The 17461-nt window shown below is 35.4% G+C and carries 17 protein-coding genes and 1 riboswitch; of the genes, 14 read left to right on the forward strand and 3 right to left on the reverse strand.

What is annotated here, in order from left to right; all coding sequences use genetic code 11:
• The first annotated feature begins 1 nt into the window (after position 1).
• Genes CEP47_RS03395 through trpA form a run of 5 tightly spaced genes read left to right on the forward strand, consistent with a single transcriptional unit; the run spans position 2 to position 5087 of the window.
• Positions 2-601 (forward strand): aminodeoxychorismate/anthranilate synthase component II, encoded by a 600-nt coding sequence (locus CEP47_RS03395; protein WP_261920953.1) that lies wholly within the window; start codon positions 2-4, stop codon positions 599-601.
• 16 nt (positions 602-617) lie between these two features.
• Positions 618-1619, forward strand: a complete 1002-nt coding sequence (trpD, locus tag CEP47_RS03400) for an anthranilate phosphoribosyltransferase (protein WP_261920952.1) — start codon at positions 618-620, stop codon at positions 1617-1619.
• Between the two features lie 13 nt (positions 1620-1632).
• Positions 1633-3063: a bifunctional indole-3-glycerol-phosphate synthase TrpC/phosphoribosylanthranilate isomerase TrpF gene (gene trpCF / locus CEP47_RS03405; protein ID WP_261920951.1), complete on the forward strand. Its 1431-nt coding sequence runs from the start codon at positions 1633-1635 to the stop codon at positions 3061-3063.
• Positions 3064-3066: 3 nt separating this feature from the next.
• Positions 3067-4263 carry a tryptophan synthase subunit beta gene (trpB, locus tag CEP47_RS03410; protein ID WP_261920950.1) on the forward strand — a complete coding sequence of 399 codons (1197 nt, stop codon included), beginning with the start codon at positions 3067-3069 and terminating at the stop codon, positions 4261-4263.
• Positions 4263-5087 carry a tryptophan synthase subunit alpha gene (trpA, locus tag CEP47_RS03415; RefSeq protein WP_261920949.1) on the forward strand — a complete coding sequence of 275 codons (825 nt, stop codon included), beginning with the start codon at positions 4263-4265 and terminating at the stop codon, positions 5085-5087. Before trpB ends, trpA begins: the two co-directional genes overlap by 1 nt.
• Before the next feature lie 50 nt (positions 5088-5137).
• Here the strand turns inward: trpA and CEP47_RS03420 are convergent, their stop codons facing one another.
• From CEP47_RS03420 to yjgA, 3 genes are read right to left on the reverse strand one after another with little or no spacing between them, the layout of a single operon-like run.
• A complete protein-coding gene (locus tag CEP47_RS03420) occupies positions 5138-5905 on the reverse strand; it encodes an ABC transporter permease (RefSeq protein ID WP_261920948.1) in 768 nt (255 codons plus the stop codon).
• Positions 5906-5923: 18 nt separating this feature from the next.
• Positions 5924-6832 (reverse strand): ABC transporter ATP-binding protein, encoded by a 909-nt coding sequence (locus tag CEP47_RS03425; RefSeq protein WP_261920947.1) that lies wholly within the window; start codon positions 6830-6832, stop codon positions 5924-5926.
• Between the two features lie 33 nt (positions 6833-6865).
• A complete protein-coding gene (yjgA, locus tag CEP47_RS03430; RefSeq protein ID WP_261920994.1) occupies positions 6866-7441 on the reverse strand; it encodes a ribosome biogenesis factor YjgA in 576 nt (191 codons plus the stop codon).
• Positions 7442-7614: 173 nt separating this feature from the next.
• On the opposite strand from yjgA, the gene dinB reads away from it, so the two are divergent.
• The 9 genes from dinB (at position 7615) to CEP47_RS03475 (ending at position 17389) form a co-directional block, all read left to right on the forward strand.
• A complete protein-coding gene (dinB, locus tag CEP47_RS03435; protein WP_261920946.1) occupies positions 7615-8694 on the forward strand; it encodes a DNA polymerase IV in 1080 nt (359 codons plus the stop codon).
• 161 nt (positions 8695-8855) lie between these two features.
• Positions 8856-9719 carry a protease HtpX gene (gene htpX, locus CEP47_RS03440; protein ID WP_261920945.1) on the forward strand — a complete coding sequence of 288 codons (864 nt, stop codon included), beginning with the start codon at positions 8856-8858 and terminating at the stop codon, positions 9717-9719.
• Between the two features lie 134 nt (positions 9720-9853).
• Positions 9854-9968, forward strand: a riboswitch (TPP riboswitch).
• 58 nt (positions 9969-10026) lie between these two features.
• Positions 10027-11025 carry a thiamine ABC transporter substrate binding subunit gene (thiB, locus tag CEP47_RS03445; RefSeq protein WP_261920944.1) on the forward strand — a complete coding sequence of 333 codons (999 nt, stop codon included), beginning with the start codon at positions 10027-10029 and terminating at the stop codon, positions 11023-11025.
• A 10-nt stretch (positions 11026-11035) separates the two neighbouring features.
• Complete coding sequence (gene thiP, locus CEP47_RS03450) at positions 11036-12667, forward strand: thiamine/thiamine pyrophosphate ABC transporter permease ThiP (protein WP_261920943.1); 1632 nt, start codon at positions 11036-11038, stop codon at positions 12665-12667.
• Positions 12654-13310: a thiamine ABC transporter ATP-binding protein gene (gene thiQ, locus CEP47_RS03455; protein WP_261920993.1), complete on the forward strand. Its 657-nt coding sequence runs from the start codon at positions 12654-12656 to the stop codon at positions 13308-13310. The genes thiP and thiQ overlap by 14 nt, the downstream gene beginning before the upstream one ends.
• Before the next feature lie 244 nt (positions 13311-13554).
• The gene (gene bioB / locus CEP47_RS03460) at positions 13555-14568 is read left to right on the forward strand and encodes a biotin synthase BioB (RefSeq protein WP_261920942.1); all 1014 of its coding nucleotides are present in this window, start codon (positions 13555-13557) and stop codon (positions 14566-14568) included.
• 303 nt (positions 14569-14871) lie between these two features.
• On the forward strand, positions 14872-15399 hold the full coding sequence (gene aroK, locus CEP47_RS03465; protein WP_261920941.1) for a shikimate kinase AroK: 528 nt from the start codon (positions 14872-14874) through the stop codon (positions 15397-15399).
• A gap of 21 nt (positions 15400-15420) precedes the next feature.
• Positions 15421-16512, forward strand: coding sequence for a 3-dehydroquinate synthase (gene aroB / locus CEP47_RS03470; RefSeq protein ID WP_261920940.1), 1092 nt, complete (start codon positions 15421-15423; stop codon positions 16510-16512).
• Positions 16513-16525: 13 nt separating this feature from the next.
• Positions 16526-17389, forward strand: a complete 864-nt coding sequence (locus CEP47_RS03475) for a Dam family site-specific DNA-(adenine-N6)-methyltransferase (protein WP_265482671.1) — start codon at positions 16526-16528, stop codon at positions 17387-17389.
• Positions 17390-17461: the final 72 nt, after the last annotated feature.

Below are 17461 nucleotides of genomic sequence, written 5' to 3' on the forward strand. Positions count from 1 at the left end.
AATGGCAAAGATTATATTTTTAGATAATTTTGACTCTTTTACTTATAACTTAGTCGATCAATTTCGAGTGTTAGGTCATCAAGTAACAGTGTATCGTAATGATTGTGATCTTGAATTATTAATTCAGCAAGTATGCCAACCTGATACCTTATTAGCACTTTCACCCGGACCGGGAACTCCACAACAAGCAGGAAATATGATGGCATTAATTCAAGCAGTGAAAACACAAGTGCCTATTATTGGAATTTGTTTAGGGCATCAAGCCTTAATAGAGGCTTTTGGCGGTAAAGTAATTCATGCTGGTGAAGTGTTGCATGGTAAAGTTTCAAAAATCACACACGATCAACAAGCAATGTTTTCAGGATTAGTACAACCATTACCTGTTGCACGTTACCATTCATTAATGGGAAGTGAATTACCAGCAGAGTTAGTAGTTAATGCTGAATACAATGGTATTGTAATGGCAATTCGTCACCAAAAATTACCGATTTGTGGTTTTCAATTCCACCCTGAATCTATTTTGACTGTTCACGGCGGAAAGTTATTACAACAAGCGATTGAATGGTTATTACTAAAACGCAGTGAAGAATTAAAAAAGTAGTTTTGGTGAGGTATTTATGCAAACACAAGTCTTATTAAATAAATTATTTGATCAACAGACTTTAACTCAGAGTGAAAGTGAAGTGTTATTTAGCCGTATTGTGCAAGGTGAATTAGATCCTGTACAGCTTACTGCAGCATTAATTGCAATGAAAATGCGAGGAGAAACCATTGAAGAAATAAGTGGAGCAGTAAGTGCATTACAGCAATATGCTCAACCTTTTGCAATACCTGAATATATTTTTGCTGATATTGTTGGGACTGGTGGTGATGGTGCTGATACGATTAACATTTCAACAGCGAGTGCGATAGTTGCTGCTACAATGGGGGCTAAAGTAGCGAAGCACGGCAATCGTAGTGTATCAAGTAAGAGTGGTTCTAGTGATGTTCTCGCTGCATTAGGAGTAAATATTAATATGACAGCAGAAAATGCACGCCAAGCTTTAGATCAGATCGGGATCTGCTTTTTATTTGCTCAGCAATACCATCTAGGCTTTAAACACGCAATGCCAGTACGTAATACCTTGAAGACTCGAACAATTTTTAACATCTTAGGCCCTTTAATTAACCCAGCCAAACCCAAGCACCAGTTATTAGGTGTTTATACACCGCAATTATTAAAACCTTATGCCGAAACGGCATTAGCTTTAGGGCATCAACATACTATCGTGGTTCATGGAAGTGGTTTAGATGAAGTGGCTTTACACGGTGTTACTGAAGTGGCTGAAGTAAGACAGGGCAAAATTGAATATTACCAACTGACACCAGCAGATTTTGGATTACCATCGCATTGTTTAGAAGAATTGAAAGGTGGAGACGCTTCTGAAAATGCCCGTATGCTGTTAGATATTTTTCAAGGGAAAGGAAAAGTTGCCCATAATCATGCTGTAGCGGCAAATACAGCATTACTCTTACGTTTATTTGGGCAAGAGGATTTAAAACACAATGTTGAAAATGTATTAGCAACCTTGAATAGAGGACAAGCATTTACCTGTTTACAGCAGTTACAACGGTATTAAATAGGAATGTTTTATGTTAGAGATTAAAAAAAATTTGACTGGACAAGCAACTGTTCTACAACGAATTATTCAAGATAAATTAGAATGGTTAGAAAAAAAGCAACAGCATTTACCTTTACAACATTTGCAAGCAGAAGTAACTAAAAGTGATCGTTGTTTTTATACTGCATTAACAGAGAACAGTGATAAACGTCCTGCTTTTATTTTAGAGTGTAAAAAAGCTTCGCCTTCTAAAGGGACGATTCGTACTGATTTTGATATAGAAGCTATTGCTGAGGTGTATAAAAATTATGCAACAGTAATTTCAGTATTAACCGATGAAAAATATTTTCAGGGAAACTTTGATTTTATTCAGCAAGTGAGAAAAATTGCCCAACAACCTATTTTGTGTAAAGATTTTATTCTTTCTGAATATCAAATTTATTTGGCACGTTATTATCAAGCTGATGCCGTGTTATTAATGTTATCTGTATTAGATGATAAACATTATTTGCGTTTAGCTGAACTCGCTCATTCACTCTCTATGGGAGTTTTAACTGAAGTGTCTAACCAAGCAGAATTAGACAGAGCAATTAAATTAAATGCAAAAGTAATAGGTATTAATAACCGTAATTTACACGATTTAACGACAGATCTTACCCGAACACCACCATTAGCTAGCCAGATTCCAACAGACCGAATTATTATCAGTGAATCTGGTATTTATACTCATCAACAAGTTCGCTACTTACAACCTTATGTACACGGTTTTTTAGTTGGAAGTAGCTTAATGGCGGAACAGGATTTAGTACTGGCGGTAAGAAAATTAATCTTTGGTGAAAATAAAGTTTGTGGTTTAACTTTACCGCAAAATGCGATTGATGCTTATCAAGTGGGAGCAGTTTATGGCGGTTTAATTTTTGCTGAAAAATCGCCACGAAAGTTAAATTTATCCCAAGCACAAGAAATTGTTGCAGCAGCACCTTTGCAGTATGTTGGAGTATTCCAGAATCAAACAGTAGATGAAATTAGCTATTTAGCTGCTCAATTACCGTTAGTTGCAGTCCAGTTACACGGAGAAGAAGATCAGGCTTTTGTTGACCGGCTACGCTTAGTTTTAAATGATGCGTGTCAAATCTGGAAAGCGGTGTCAGTTAATGTTGAAACGGTAGAAGATTTTGAAACGCTACAATGGCAATATTCGCAAGTCGATCGTTATGTCTTTGATAGCCAAGTCGGCTCAAATCAAGGTGGAACAGGACAACAGTTTGATTGGGTAAGGCTTCCACAACAAGACAGAGCGAAAATTATGCTAGCAGGTGGCTTAAAGCTAGAAAATATTCGACAAGCAGTGGCACAAAATTGTTTAGGTTTAGATATTAATTCAGGAGCAGAACAAGCGGTAGGTATCAAAGATCCTATTAAATTAAAGGCTATCTTTACTCAGATTTTAACGAGGCAATAAGTTATGACGACAACAATTCTTAATCCCTACTTTGGTGAATTTGGTGGAATGTATGTTCCTGAGATTTTAGTCCCTGTATTACAACAGTTAGAGCGAGCATTTGTTAATGCTCAGCAAGATCCTGCATTTCATCAGCAATTCCAAACCTTATTAAAAGAGTATGCAGGGCGTCCAACTGCTTTGACGTTATGCCGTAATTTAACTCAAGGGACAAAAACAAAGCTTTATTTAAAACGAGAAGATCTATTACACGGCGGTGCTCACAAAACAAATCAAGTGTTAGGGCAGGCGTTATTAGCACAGCGAATGGGAAAAAAGGAAATTATTGCTGAAACAGGGGCGGGGCAACATGGTGTAGCGACAGCTTTGGCTTGTGCAATGTTAGGTTTGAAATGCCGTATTTATATGGGAGCAAAAGATGTTGAACGTCAAGCACCGAATGTTTTTCGAATGCGTTTGATGGGAGCTGAAGTGATCCCTGTTAAGAAAGGTTCTTGTTCTTTGAAAGATGCTTGCTGTGAAGCGATACGAGATTGGGCGGCGAATTATGATAAAGCCCATTATTTACTTGGAACCGCAGCAGGACCACACCCATTCCCAACCATTGTTCGAGAATTTCAAAAAATGATTGGAGAAGAAACTAAACAACAGATTATGGCAAAAGAAGGGCGTTTACCCGATACAATTATTGCCTGTGTTGGTGGTGGTTCAAATGCGATAGGTATGTTTGCAGATTTTATCGATGAGAAAAGCGTTCACTTAATTGGCATAGAGCCTGCAGGAAAAGGTATAGAAACAGGGAAACACGGTGCACCATTACGCCATGGTTCTGTTGGGATTTATTTTGGAATGAAATCCCCATTAATGCAAACAAAAGATGGGCAGATTGAAGAGTCTTATTCTATTTCAGCGGGGTTAGATTTTCCATCGGTTGGGCCACAACATGCTTATTTAAATGCAATTGGGCGAGTGGAGTATCAGTCTATTACTGATGATGAAGCCCTTGAGGCTTTTCAAGCTTTAGCCCGTAATGAAGGGATTATTCCTGCTTTAGAATCATCACATGCCTTAGCCTATGCCTTAAAATTGATTCGACAAAATCCTGATAAAGAGCAGTTGATTGTGGTTAATTTATCAGGGCGAGGAGATAAAGATATTTTTACCGTAGATAAGATTTTACAACAGAGGGAGGCAGAATAATGCAACATCAGAGCATACCACGTTTTCAACAGCTATTTGAACGACTACAACAACTTAATCAAGGTGCTTTTGTCCCTTTTGTTACTTTAGGTGATCCCAATTTTGACCATTCTTTTGAGATTATTTGTACTTTAGTGGATAACGGTGCTGATGCACTGGAATTAGGGGTTCCTTTTTCAGATCCATTGCTTGATGGACCAGTGATCCAAGCGGCAAATAATCGAGCATTACAGGCAGGTTGTAGTACAGAACAAGCCTTTCAACTACTCGCAAAAGTACGTAGCAAATACCCTGATATTCCAATTAGCTTACTTTTATGTGCTAACCTTATTTATGCTCAAGGACTAGAACATTTTTATCAGCGTTGTCAACAAGTTGGCGTTGATGCTGTCTTGGTTGCAGATATTCCTCTTTTTGCGAGTCAAGAATATCGCCAAGCTGCTGAAAAGTATCAGATTCAACCTGTATTTATCTGCCCACCTAATGCAGATTTAGCTACGATTAAAGCAATTGCTCAACATAGTCAAGGTTATACCTATCTTGTTTCTCGTGCTGGGGTAACCAGTGCGGAAAATCAAGTTTATGCCGCTAATTTAGCCGAATTAATAGAGCAGTTAAAACAAGCACAATCCCCACCTCTTTTACAAGGTTTCGGTATTTCTCAACCTGATCAAGTAAAAGCGGCATTAGAGAGTGGTACTGCTGGTGCGATTTCAGGTTCAGCCGTAGTCAGAATTATTGAGCGAAATTTATCCGATCACACAAAATGTTTACACGAATTGGCTAGCTTTATACAAACGATGAAGGCAGCAACGGTGAAATAAAACGTCCCCCTGTTAGGTTTAACAGGGGGATTTTTTTGTTGCGATAGTTTTTAATGGCGTAAGCCTTTTCCGCTAGTAATAAGATAATATGCAAAGCCGTATAAAGCTAAGATAAACAGGCTAAGGACAGCAAAAGTATAGCTAAGTGAAAGATCACTGTGTCCAAGAAAACCAAAACGGAAACCATTAATCATATAAACAATTGGGTTGAGTTTAGAGATAGTTTGCCAAAATGGTGGTAGTAAACTGATTGAGTAAAATACACCACCTAAATAGGTTAATGGCGTGAGAATAAAGGTTGGAATAATACTGGTATCATCAAAAGAACGTGCAAAAATAGCATTAATTAAACCACCCAATGAAAAAGCTGCTGTGGTCATTAAAAGAATAAGACTAATAACAAGCCAAGAATGAATATGTAATGGGACAAAAAACAGTGATACGATGGTAACCAAAAAGCCGACTAAGATTCCTCGAGCCATACCACCTGAGATATAGCCGAGAATAATGGTATGGGCAGAAACAGGGGCAACAAGTAATTCTTCAACGTTACGAGCAAATTTAGTGCTATAAAAAGAAGAAGCCACATTACTAAAAGAATTGGTTAATGCTGACATCATAATTAGCCCCGGAACGATAAATTGCATATAACTAAACCCGCCCATAGTGCCAATTCTTGCTCCTATAAGTTGTCCGAAAATAATAAAATAGAGTGTCATAGTGATTACTGGCGGGACTAATGTTTGTACCCAAATTCGCATAAAACGAGTAATTTCTTTCCGTAAAATAGTCTGATATGCAATCCAAGATAAAGACATAGTGCTTCCTTTTATTCCTTATTTTTTATCATTCATTCCAACAAATAACTCTTCAAGGCGATTAGCTTTATTCCGCATACTTAATACTTCAATTTGTTGTTGTGCCAGTTGTTGAAAAAGTGCTGTTAATCCTTGTGTGCGTTTCACTTCAACTTCAATAGTATTTTCATCAACTTGTACTAACTTATATCCCTCTAATTCTTTGATGCCATTATTAGGGGCAAGATCGAGGATAAAAATCTCACTTTCTAATTTTGCTAGTAGATTTTTCATTGAGGTATCTACAACTAATTGTCCTTGTTGGATTATCCCAACATTACGACAAAGCATTTCGGCTTCTTCTAAATAGTGAGTTGTGAGAATGATGGTTGTACCTTGTTGATTCAACTCTTTTAGGAATTGCCACATACTACGGCGTAATTCAATATCAACACCTGCAGTAGGCTCATCTAAAATAAGTAATTTAGGCTGGTGCATTAAAGCTCGAGCAATCATTAAGCGTCTTTTCATACCACCTGAAAGCGCCATAGATTTATGTTGACGTTTATCCCACAAATCTAATTTCTTTAGCCAAAATTCGGCACGTTGCAATGCTGTATGTCGATCGACACCATAATAGCCAGCTTGGTTTAGCAAAATATCTTGCACTTTTTCAAATTGGTTAAAGTTAAATTCCTGTGGTACCACGCCAATTTGTTTTTTTAACTCACTGAGTTGACTATCTAGGTCATAACCAAATACTTTGACATTACCACTGGTTTTATTGACTAATGAACAGATAATGCCAATAGTGGTTGATTTTCCTGCACCATTGTGTCCAAGTAGAGCGTAAAAATCACCTGCTTTTACTTTAAAATCAATTCCTTTTAGGGCTTTAACACCATTTTTATATTCTTTAGTTAATTGACTAATTTCTAATGCATACATACTAAGCTCCATTAGTTATTCTTGAGAATAGAGTTATTCATCTACTTCAAGTAATATTTTTAAATATTGAAAGAGTTCTCTAAATGCTTTTGGTGGTTTATTTTGTGCTTTTTCTTTGTGTACCATACGAATTAGATTGCGTAAGTGTTGGCGATCTAGCATCGGATAATCGGTAGAAAGTTGACTAAATACAGCTTTTGCTGATTCATTGTCAGCGACAAGTTGTTCTCTAAGTTGTTCTAATTGATGAAAGAGCACTTTTTGCTGATTATGTTTGTTTTCTATTTGTTCTAACACCGCATAAATTGGATCGGTATCACATTTTCTTAATAATTTACCAATAAATTGTAATTGACGGCGTAAACTTTCACGTTGTAAACGGCGAGCAAGTTGAATAGCATCAAGTAATTGATCGTCTAGAGGGATTTTGGCTAATGTGGCTTCGGGTAAGGCGATAAGTTTGGCACCAAGTTGTTTGAGTTCTTCCGCATCACGTTTTAATTCACTTTTACTTACCCAAATAATTTCTTCCTCTTCTTCGGTTAACCTTCCTTTTACTTCCGCTTCAATGCTATCCCAATCGATGGTATTTTTCTTATGTCGCATAATGTTTATTCCCATTTATGGCTGAATTAAAATGTTAAAAGCGTTTATTCTAGCGAAAAATGGAATTTTAATCAGTATCTTTTATTTGCAATTAAAAGAATAATCTTTACAATAAACCACTGTTTTTTTATACAGTTATAATCCCTAAGATTAGGGGATAGTTAAGGGTTAAAGTAATGCAAAAGATCATTCATATTGATATGGATTGTTTTTATGCGGCGATTGAAATTCGCAATAATCCAGCTTTGCGAGGTAAGCCTGTTGCAGTTGGAGGTGATCCTCATCGAAGGGGAGTGCTAACAACTTGTAACTATGAAGCACGTCATTTTGGTTTACATAGTGCGATGCCTTCAGCACAAGCAGTTAGACGTTGCCCTAATTTAATTTTATTACCTGTTAATATGCCATTGTATCGTCAAGTATCCGCCGAAATTCACCAAATATTTCAACGTTATACTCAATTAATTGAACCTTTATCATTAGATGAAGCTTATCTTGATGTGACAGAATGTCGAGCTTGTAATGGATCTGCAACTTGGATAGCGAATGAAATTCGACAAGCGATTGCAACAGAATTACATTTAACCGCATCTGCTGGAATTGCACCCTTAAAATTTTTAGCCAAAATTGCTTCCGAACAGAATAAACCAAATGGTCAATTTGTGATTCCACCAGAACAAGTTGACGCATTTATTGCTACTTTACCACTGAAAAAAATACCGGGTGTTGGCAAGGTTTCCGCAGAAAAACTGGCTCAATTAGGTTTACATACTTGCGGTGATATTCGTCAATTTTCTCAACATCGTTTATTCGATCTTTTTGGTAAAGCAGGGCAGCGGATTTGGCAATTTAGTCATGGCATTGATGAACGTAAAGTTCAACCACAAAGAATTCGGAAATCTGTTGGTATTGAAATTACGTTAGAACAAGATATTGAATTACTAGAACAAGGAATAGAAATTGCTTTTCAACTTTATCCTAAATTATTACAACGTTTACGCCAGACAAAATGTCAACTTTCGGCTTTAGCGGTAAAGTTAAGTGTCAAATTAAAATTTGATGATTTTCAAACAACAACAATAGAAAAAACCTTTCAACGTTTAACAGAAGATAATGCTCCTGTGTTTGATGACTTTCAGCAATTATTAACCACAATATGGCAACGCCGACAACACAGAAAGATTCGTTTAATCGGTTTACAAATTAATTTACCCGATCCCAATATATTACCTGCTAATCAGCTCAGTTTATGGTAAATATTTTGTTACATTGTAACAAATAAAGATATTAATTTTTATGATAGAGATAAATCTACTTGTAAAAATTTTTTCTCTTCTCTACACTTGAAACGCTTAATTTAACAACCATTTAACACATTGATTTTTTATCTACCCCATTGATTAAGAGGTACTATTTTATGATGCGAATTTTGCTATTTCTTGTAACGAATATGGCGGTTTTATTCGTTTTCAATATCATTTTAAATTTACTTGGCATACAACCTCGTAGTGCAGAAGGATTATTAATTTTTGCGTTACTTTTTGGTTTTGCAGGATCTTTTGTTTCACTGATTTTTTCAAAATCAATGGCACTTCGAAGTGTTGAGGGTGAAATTATTACAACGCCTTCTAATCAAGAGGAAAAATGGCTATTAGATACTATTCAGCAACAAAGCCAAAAAGCAGGTATTCCAATGCCTGAAGTGGCTATTTATCCTTCTCAAGAAGTCAATGCCTTTGCTACAGGAGCAACCAAAAATAATTCATTAGTGGCTGTTAGTTCAGGATTGATGCAGCAAATGAGTAAAGATGAAGTTGAAGCCGTTTTAGCACACGAAATTAGCCATATAGCCAATGGTGATATGGTAACAATGACGTTATTACAGGGTGTATTAAATACCTTTGTTATTTGGTTATCCCGTTTAATTGCTACTGTTGCTTCTAGTACAAGAAATGATGACGAAGAAGAGAGCAGTAATAGTGGTATCTACTTTTTAGTTTCTCTGGTGTTAGAAATTGTATTTGGTTTCCTTGCAAGTCTAATTGCAATGTGGTTTTCTCGTTATCGTGAGTTTCGTGCTGATGCAGGATCTGCACAATTAGTCGGAAAAGAGAAAATGATCGCTGCATTACAACGTTTACAAAGTTTACACGAACCAGTTGAAAGTACAGGAACTTTAGCAGCGTTTGCGATTAATGGTAAAAGAAGTGGTAGCTTCACTGAGTTATTGATGAGCCACCCACCATTAGAAAAACGTATTCAAGCTTTGCGTGAATTATAATAGTTTTTATCTTTAAAATTCCGTCAGTGTTTGGCGGAATTTTTTTAACTAAAATAAAAGTCATCATACATAAACAATCAAATGTAGGTGATAAATTCTGATTGAATTAGGTAGAAATTTAGTTATAATGCCCTCCGTTCTCAACGGGGTGCTTTATTTTTAATTTAATGAATAAAAATAACGCTGAGATAATACCCGTCGAACCTGATCTGATTAGTCGCAGCGAAGGGATTTGAGAGCGTTTTCTGCTATTCAAACTCCTTTTCAGCCACAAATATCTTTTTTATGTGATGAATAAGGACTCACTATGAACAACTTATCAAAGTTTCTTTTATCTACTTTTTGTGTTGGTCTTTTTAGTATTTCAACCGTTTTTGCGGATAAGCCTAGTTTAAACGTCTATACTTATAGTTCTTTTGGCGGTAAGTCTAAATTAAAAAAGGCTTTTGAAGAGAAGTGCGGATGTGAAGTTAAATTTGAAAAATTTGATGATGCAATTTTAGTCTTTAATAAATTACGTTTAGACGGCAACAAATCCAAAGCAGATGTTTTAATCGGCTTAGATGCAAACTTAATTGATGAAGCAAAAAAATCAGGATTATTTGCAGCGAATAATCTTAATTTGAACCATTTACAGTTACCAATTAAATGGACAGATCAAACCTTCCTACCTTATGATTTTGGGGAATTTGCTTTTATTTACAACCAAGATAAATTGAAAAATCCGCCAAAAAGTTTAGCTGAATTAATTAATCGTCAAGATTTAAAAGTTATTTATCAAGATCCACGTACAAGTTCAGTTGGGCGAGGGTTATTACTATGGATGAATAGTGCATTTCCAGCAAATCAAATTGCTGATGAATGGAAAAAACTTGCTAAACATACGGTTACTGTTACGAAAGGTTGGTCGGAAGCTTATGGGGCTTTTTTAAAAGGGGAGGCTGATTTAGTCTTAAGTTATAATACCTCTCCGCTATATCATCAGTTAAACGAGAATGAGTATAAATATGTAGCCACGAAATTTAATCAAGGGGGCATTTTACAAATTGAAGTGGCTGCAAAATTAAAACATAGCCCACATCAAAAATTAGCTGATGAATTTTTAGCTTTTCTGGTTAGTCCAGAAGCTCAGAAAATTATTGCCTTAAATAATGTGATGTTACCAGTGGTCGATGTTAAAATTGATGCAGGATATGATCAGTTAAGACAACAACAATTAAAAGCAAATGTTGTTGATACAACTAAGATTAATCAAGCAATGATTAAAAAATGGTTGACAACGTGGCAAAATGCTTTAGTGGATTAAGTCATTGTTAATGTTAAAAAAATTCTATAAGAGTGTGTTATATCGCTATTCTCAAATCAAAAGTTATTTCTGGGGAATAGCGGTATTTATTTTTTTACTATTTTTTTATGCTTCAAGTCTCATCGCTCTTTGGCAACAAAACGGAACACAGTGGGGCGAGTTATGGCAGGATCCTTATTTATGGCACGTTATCCGTTTTAGTTTTTATCAAGCGAGTTTATCCGTTGTTTTATCGCTGATTTTAGCAATACCAGTTGCAAGAGCATTATTTTATCTTGAATTTTTTGCGAAACCTTTATTATTAAAACTGTTTACCTTAACTTATGTTTTGCCATCATTAGTGGTGATTTTTGGGATTATTGGAGTTTATGGTAATAATGGCTGGTTATCTCATTTCTTTCACTGGTTTAATCTCACTTTACCCAGTGTTTATGGCTTGAATGGGATTTTGCTTACTCATCTCTTTTTTAATATGCCGCTGGCAAGTAAAGTCTTATTACAAAGTTTACAAAGTATCCCACCACAACAACATCAGCTTGCAGCACAATTAAACATTCGAGGTTGGGCATTTTTCCGCTTAATTGAATTGCCGTATATTCGTCAACAACTTCTCCCTTTGGCTAGTCTTATTTTTTTACTTTGTTTTACAAGTTTTACAATAGTCTTAACTTTGGGTGGTGGTCCTAAATATACAACATTAGAAGTTGCGATTTATCAGGCAATTACCTTCGATTTTGATCTTAGCAAGGCAGCCTTTTTTGCCGTGTTACAATTTATTTTTTGCTTTGGCTTATTTACTGTAACGACCTTTTTTCACCAAGCACCTCCTAGTTCACCACATAATAGTTGGTGGATAGCACCAATCTCTCGGTTAAATAAAGTGGTTTTAAGCCTTATCCTCATATCTGCTATGCTTTTTATCATTTTACCGTTATTAAATACATTATATTCAGCCTTGAAAGTATCTGATTTTTGGGCTGTTTGGTTCAATCCAGAATTATGGCAAGCGATTGGTTTTACTATAATACTGGCTCCAACTGCAGGTATGATCAGTGTCTTTTTCTCTTTAGGATTATTATTAACCGCACGTCAGTTACGCTGGCAAAAATATCGTTGGCTGGCAGAGAATTTTCTTAATATTGGTACGTTAATTTTAGCTATCCCAACCTTAGTATTAGCAATTGGTTTGTATTTAAATTTACAATATTTTGATGTAGATATTATTTTGTTATTTTTGATTGTGGCAATTTGTAATGCTTTAATGGCAATGCCATTTGTGATCAGATTGCTAGCCGTTCCATTAAATAACAATATGTTACATTATCAAAATTTATGCTTGTCATTAAATATTCGTGGGTGGAAACGTTGGTTATTAGTCGAAAAGGCAACCTTATTAGCACCTTTAAAATCTGCTTTTGCTTTCGCAACAGCATTATCTTTAGGTGATTTTACAATCATGGCATTATTAGGCTCACAAGATTTTACTTCTCTGCCTCGTTTGTTATATCAACAATTAGGGCATTATAAAACGCAAGATGCAGCAGTAACCGCACTGATTTTATTGCTGATGTGTTGTTTTATTTTTTTATTTATTGAACGTCAAACAATGGAACAGAGAAATGCAACCGATGATTTTAGTTAAACAGCTTGTTTTCGATTATAAAACTATGTTGATGCAGTTTGATTTTTCTGTACCAGAAGGGCAGAAAGTTGCTATTGTTGGTGCAAGTGGGGCGGGTAAAAGTACTTTACTCAATTTGATCGCTGGTTTTGAAAAGGCGACATCAGGAGAAATTTGGTTAAACGGCCAAGAGAATACTGATACCCAACCATATCAACGCCCTGTTTCAATGCTATTTCAAGAAAATAATCTTTTTCCTCATTTAAATGTATTACAAAATATTCTTTTAGGGCTTAGACCAACATTAATTCCTACTTCTCAAGAGCTAGTAGCAGTGGAGCAAGTAGCGGAAAAAGTTGGTTTAGGGCAATATCTCACTCGTCTTCCAACAGCATTATCTGGTGGACAAAAACAGCGAGTAGCGATTGCACGTTGTTTATTGCGAGATCAACCTATTTTATTGCTAGATGAACCTTTTTCGGCGTTAGACCTTGTGTTAAGACAAGAAATGCTTGAACTGCTCGATCAACTTTGTAGCGACAAAAATCTGACTTTATTGATGGTAACTCATCAATTAAAAGAAGTAGAGTCTAGGATTAATCGTGTTATTTCAATTGAAACTGGTCGGATCAATGCAAATTATTTGGTTAATATGAATAGCTAAAGTAGAATAGTCAACTTACTTTTTTAAAACGGCTTGACGATGTTTCTTAACCAAAGTGAATGATAGATTTTATCATCATTTAATTAAACCAAGGTTAATTATATTTATCGTATGTGCTTAAGCTATTTTTAGCTTTGCTAATGCTAGGCTAAATTGAGTAGTTGAGTGATTTTATTACAAGATAATGTTTTATTTAAGTATTTGATTTTATTTATAATCAAATTATTTTTATCAAGGATTTACTATGACAATAACACCAATTCAACTGAGTTCTATTACCCCACATCCATCAGTGGAGTATTGGTCTGTTTGTAAGGTTGAAGCGCTCTTTGAAACTCCTTTTTTAGAGTTAGTATATCGTGCAGCCCAAGTGCATCGAGAAAATTTTAATCCTCAGGCTATCCAACTATCAACTTTAATGTCTATTAAAACAGGGGGTTGTCCTGAAGATTGTGGTTATTGTCCTCAATCAGCTCGTTACCAAACAGGAGTACAAAATCAAAAAATCTTGGATATTGAGGAGATTGTTGAAAAAGCGAAAATTGCGAAAGCTCGTGGAGCAGGACGGTTTTGTATGGGGGCAGCTTGGCGTGGTCCAAAACCGAAAGATATTGAAAAAGTAACAGCTATTATTAAAGCCGTAAAAGAATTAGGGTTAGAAACTTGCGGAACTTTTGGTTTACTTCAAGATGGTATGGCTGAGGAGTTAAAAGAGGCTGGATTAGATTATTATAATCATAATTTGGATACTTCCCCAGAATACTACCACGAAGTTATAGGTACTCGCCGTTTTGATGATCGTATTAATACCTTAGGTAAAGTAAGACAAGCTGGCTTAAAAGTCTGTTGTGGTGGTATTGTTGGTATGAATGAAACCCGTAAAGAACGGGCAGGTTTAATTGCAAGTTTAGCAAATTTAGATCCGCAGCCAGAATCTGTTCCTATCAACCAATTAGTGAAAGTAGAAGGGACACCACTTATGGAAGCAGAAGATCTTGATTGGACAGAGTTTGTAAGAACAATCGCTGTTGCAAGGATTACAATGCCTAAAAGCTATGTTCGTCTATCTGCAGGGCGACATGGCATGCCAGAAGCGATGCAAGCAATGTGTTTTCTTGCTGGTGCAAATTCTATCTTTTATGGCGATAAATTATTGGTGACAGGTAATCCAGAAGAAGATACCGATCAATTATTAATGGCTAAATTAGATTTAGAACCTGAAACCGAACATAATCGTAAATTAGAAGTAGATAATTAAAATTATTTTATTGTGATTCTTTTTTATGTAAAAAAGAATCAAAGAGTGGCGTGATGTTCTTCGCTTAATAACATGAATCCACTTTATATAGTTGAAAGGGGGGCGTTTTATTGCGATAATAACGCCCTTAATCCCGAGATAAAAGGGGAGTTTAGTTAGGGGATCTTTTCTTACTGTAAATTGAGTGGAAGGAATAATTATTCTACTTAATTCATTTTATATGCAGTAATTTTACCGTTGATTAGAGGTATTTTTTGTAAAAGATCAATTACGTATTTTTATTAATATTAGTGTAAAAGCATAATGACAGAAAAAAGAAATATTTTTTTGATAGGACCGATGGGGGCAGGCAAGAGTACTATCGGACGGCAGTTAGCTCAATTACTCAATATGGACTTTGTCGATTCTGATCAGGAAATAGAGCAACGTGCTGGAGCAGACATTGGTTGGATTTTTGATGTTGAAGGTGAAGATGGCTTCCGTAAACGTGAAGAGCGGATTATTAATGAATTAAGTCAACGCCAAGGTTTAGTTCTTTCTACTGGTGGTGGTTCGATTTTATCTAAAGAAACAAGAAATCATCTTTCAGCACGTGGAATCGTTATCTATCTTGAAACAACAGTAGAAAAACAATATCAACGGACTCAGAGAGATAAAAAACGTCCTTTATTGCAAGGTGTTGAAGATCCACGCCAAGTATTAGAAGATTTAGCAAAAGTACGTAATCCTCTATATGAAGAAATTGCTGATATTACATTACAAACAGATGATCAAAGTGCAAAATTAACAGCAAGTCGTATTATTGAATTATTGCAAAATGATCAAAATTAAATAATTTATAGGGGATAGTGTATGGTTTGTGTCAATGTAGCCTTGCAAGAACGAGAATATCCAATTTATATTGGACGTGGTCTGTTATCACAAACTGATTATTTTCGTGGATTAAAGCAAGGCGATAAAGTAATGATTGTTTCTAATCCAACTATTGCTGAGTACTACTTACCAACACTAACCCAAACCCTCCAAAAATGTGGCTGCCAAGTTGATAATGTTCTTTTACCTGATGGTGAAAAATATAAAACATTGGACTCTTTGAATTTAATATTTACTGCTTTACTTGAAAATAAACATGGGCGTGATACCACGATTATTGCATTGGGTGGTGGTGTAATTGGAGATATTGCAGGTTATGCTGCAGCTTCTTATCAAAGAGGTGTACGCTTTATTCAAATTCCAACCAGTTTACTTGCTCAAGTAGATTCTTCGGTAGGTGGTAAGACAGCAGTCAATCATTCTTTAGGGAAAAATATGATTGGAGCTTTTTATCAGCCTGAAATGGTAATTATTGACACAGACACTTTAACGAGTTTACCAGATAGAGAGATTAGTGCTGGTTTGGCTGAAGTCATTAAATACGGTGCGATCTTTGATGCTGAATTTTTTGCTTGGTTAGAACAACATATTGAACAAGTTATTGCGTTAGAGCAAGATGCTTTACAATATTGTATTCAACGTTGTTGTCAGTTAAAGGCTGAGGTTGTTGCCCGAGATGAAAAAGAAAAAGGTGATCGTGCATTATTAAATTTAGGTCATACATTCGGGCATGCGATAGAAGCCCATCTTGGTTATGGTAATTGGCTACATGGTGAAGCTGTTGCCGTAGGGATGTTAATAGCTGCAGAACAATCCTGTTTATTAGGCGATCTTAATCAGCACGATTTACAACGCTTACAACAGTTGTTAGAAAAAGCAAAATTACCTATTTATTCTCCAGAAGGAATGACAGCAGAACAGTATTTACCTTATATGATGCGAGACAAGAAAGTATTATCAGGTAAATTACGTTTGGTCTTACTCAAAGATCTTGGGCAAGCCTATGTTTCCTCAGATAATGCTCAAGCACTAGTAATTAAAGCAATTAGTAAGCGTATTCATTTAAATTAATTACGTAAAAATTATGTCGCCCAGATCTGTTTCAAAAAAGAGTATTAAAAAACATCGTTCTTTTCTTAAATGGGCGGGAGGAAAATTTCGTTTAATTGATGAAATCACTCGGCTACTACCGAAAAAAAAGAAAGGTTGTTTGATTGAACCCTTCGTTGGTGCGGGTTCAGTTTTTTTGAATACTGATTTTGAACATTATATTTTAGCGGATATTAATCCTGATTTAATTAATTTATTCAATATTATTAAACTACATAGTGAAGATTATATTGAAGAAAGCAAAAAATTATTTCAACATCCACAAGCGAATAGCCGACAATATTATTACGATCTCCGCACAGAATTTAATAATACGGATAATCTTTTTAGAAAAGCGATAATTTTTCTTTATTTAAATCGATTTGGTTTTAATGGTTTATGCCGTTATAACAGTAATAATCAATTTAATGTTCCGTTTGGATCTTATCAACGTCATTATTTTCCCGAAAAAGAATTATATTTTTTTGCAGAAAAAGCGCAAAAAGCAGAATTTATATGTGCTTCCTTTGAAAAGACATTGGAACTAGCCGATGAACACACCGTTGTTTATTGTGATCCTCCCTATGCTCCTTTAATCCAAGATACAAATTTTACCAGTTATGCGGGTAATGAATTTGGTTTAGAGCAACAACAACATTTAGCCGAATTAGCACGCAAAATAGCTATTCAAAATGCGAGTACGGTTTTAATTTCAAACCATGATACTCCTTTTACCCGTTCACTTTATGTTGGTGCTAAATTGCGTAAAATTAAAGTACAACGTTCTATTAGTCATAATGCAAAACAACGTGTTAAAGTAAATGAATTAATCGCTGTTTTTAATCAGAATAAACGTTAAATAAAACTTTTAAATAAATAATAGAAGTTATGAAATTCTTAATTAGAGAATTCAGAATATAATTTGAATAAC

It is taken from the genome of Mergibacter septicus (assembly GCF_003265225.1).
In the GTDB taxonomy this organism is placed as follows: Bacteria; Pseudomonadota; Gammaproteobacteria; order Enterobacterales; family Pasteurellaceae; genus Mergibacter; species Mergibacter septicus.